The 2,595-nt window shown below is 42.6% G+C and carries 3 protein-coding genes; all 3 read left to right on the top strand.

Annotated elements, in window-relative coordinates:
• The coding region (locus tag VNZ46_RS13590; RefSeq protein WP_325560633.1) for a beta-N-acetylhexosaminidase at positions 1-1,249 on the top strand (1,249 nt) is incomplete at its 5' end.
• Positions 1,250-1,253: 4 nt separating this feature from the next.
• Positions 1,254-2,063 carry a tRNA pseudouridine(38-40) synthase TruA gene (gene truA / locus VNZ46_RS13585; RefSeq protein WP_325560632.1) on the top strand — a complete coding sequence of 270 codons (810 nt, stop codon included), beginning with the start codon at positions 1,254-1,256 and terminating at the stop codon, positions 2,061-2,063.
• A gap of 88 nt (positions 2,064-2,151) precedes the next feature.
• Positions 2,152-2,595: DoxX family protein (locus tag VNZ46_RS13580; RefSeq protein ID WP_325560631.1), on the top strand; the 444-nt coding region annotated here is incomplete at its 3' end.

Genomic DNA, 2,595 nt, shown 5'->3' with positions numbered 1-2,595 from the left:
CTGGAATGTTAAAAAAATAGGAACTTTTTGCGAATTTACGCCTCCGGCAGCAGATGAACCCAGAAACTATGGTGGCTTTTATACACAGGACGATATCAAAGAAATTATTCAGTATGCTAAAGAAAGATTTGTGAATATCCTTCCGGAAATAGATGTTCCGGGGCACAGTCTTTCCGTAATTGCTTCTTACCCTGAGTTGTCTTGTACACCGGGTGCAGAGAATTATAAAGTTCGGTCTGGTGAAAGAATCATGGATTGGTCACGGGGCGCGCCTCCGATTGCTTTAGTAGACAATACGCTTTGTCCGGCCAATGAAAAAGTTTACCAGTTCCTGGATAGTGTAATTACACAAGTAGCAGCCTTATTCCCTTTTGAATACATCCATATGGGCGGTGATGAGGCTCCAAAAAATTATTGGGAAAAAACGCCGGCGATTGCAGATCTGATGAAAAGAGAGGGACTGAAAAACATGCAGCAGGTTCAGGGTTATTTCGAAAAAAGGGTTCAAAAAATTGTGGAATCCAAAGGAAAGAAATTTATGGGCTGGGATGAGATCATGGAAGATGACCTTTCTCCTGGCGCTGCGGTAATGAGCTGGAGAAGTGTTAATGCGGGTATTGATGCTTCGCTTAAAAAACATGAAGTTGTGATGAGTCCAACCGCCTATGCTTACCTGGATTATATGCAAAGCGATGTTATTGCTGAACCTAAAGTTTACGCAAGTTTACGCCTGAGCAAATCGTATGAATTTGATCCTATCCCTGCCGGGGCCAATCCTGAGTATATCAAAGGTGGTCAGGCCAATTTATGGACTGAACAGGTCTACAACATCAGACAGGCAGAATACATGACCTGGCCAAGAGCATTTGCTATTGCGGAATCCGTTTGGTCTCCAAAAGAGAAGAAAAACTGGCCGGTATTTTTCGCAAAAGTAGAACAACACTTTAAGCGTTTCGACATCGCTGAAACCAAATATGCGCCAAGTGTCTATGACCCCATATTTAAGGTCAGCAGATCAGCCGATAAACAGTTACTGATTGATTTGAGCACTGAAGTGGGTGGTTTAGATATTTATTACAGCTTTGACAATTCCTACCCGGACAGGTTTTATCCTAAATACACAGACAAAATCACTGCCCCTAAAGATGCTACTTTACTGCGGGTGATTACTTACAGAGGCAAAGAACCTGTGGGCAGGATGTTAAATATGCCAATTGATGAATTAAACAAAAGAGCAGGAAAGAGATAAGGTTTTGAGGTATTTTATTCATATAGGTTATCATGGGCTGCGGTATGGCGGCTGGCAAAAGCAACCAGGTGTTTCGAATGTACAAGGGGTTATTGAAACCGCGCTCACTCAGATCTTAAAAACGCCCATATTTATCAATGGATGTGGCCGTACGGATGCACAGGTACATGCCAGCCAGTTCTTTTTTCACATGGATGTGGAAAAAGAATGGGATTTTGACCTGCAGTTCCGGCTCAACAAGCTTTTGCCACATAGTATTGCTGTATTTGATATTTTTCCGGTAGATGATCAGCGGCACGCCCGTTTTGACGCCGTGATGAGGTCTTATGATTATTTTATCCATACCTACAAAAATCCTTTCCTTCATGGCCTGAGTTCTTTTTATCTGCTCAAAGACCTTGACCTGGACAAAATGAAGCAGGCCGCAGCACTACTCCCTCAATACAAAGACTACAGGGCCTTTTGTACCAGCCCTGACAAGTATGAACATACCATCTGTAACGTGATGTCGGCACGTTTAATGGCAGATGAAAATGCAGACCGGATCAGGTTTCAGATTTCCTCAAATCGCTTTCTGGGTAAAATGATCCGGATCATTATGGGACAATTGTTGAAAATTGGCCGCGGAGTAGTGAGCCTGGATGAATTTGAGCACCATCTGATCAGCAGGGAAACGCCTGAACTGATCACTCCCGCCCATCCTCAGGGACTTTACTTATCCCGCGTGGTTTATCCATACCTCAATATCCCGCCCAGAACTGCCTTTTCCGCCATACTTCAGAACCAGGATGACACGCTATGGAAAACGATTTAAACTTCTTATTTTAAGCAGATTAACCTTTGATAATATCAAAACATTTGTTTAACTTTAATAGAGGACTTCGCTAAAATGAAGGAAATCCATGAACGTTATTCATAAAATCGAACACTGGGGCGACATGCACAGAGCTAAATGGCTTGACATTGTCAGAATTGCACTGGGCTTACTGATCTTTTTTAAAGGGATTGCGCTGATCAGCAATAACGCTGCTTCGCAGGAATTACTTCTTCAAAATAATGTTTACGGATTTTCCGGTTTGATGGCCAGCCTTGCTATCCATATCGTGGCTTTTGTTCATCTTGTTGGCGGCTTATTGATCACTATTGGTCTGGTTACCCGTTTTGCAGCAGTGATTCAGATCCCCATTTTATTATGTGCCATATTTTTCGTCAATATTTCCAGAGGCTTTTCTATGCTGAATTCAGAATTGTGGCTTTCCGTGATTGTACTTCTATTACTCGTTTTATTTTGGGTGGTCGGTTCAGGACCTTTTTCAACCGATGCCTCTATGAAAAAAAGAGCGCGG

The sequence above is a fragment of the Pedobacter sp. genome (genome assembly GCF_035566355.1).
In the GTDB taxonomy this organism is placed as follows: domain Bacteria; phylum Bacteroidota; class Bacteroidia; order Sphingobacteriales; family Sphingobacteriaceae; genus Pedobacter.
This window is presented reverse-complemented; position numbering and strand designations above follow the sequence as displayed.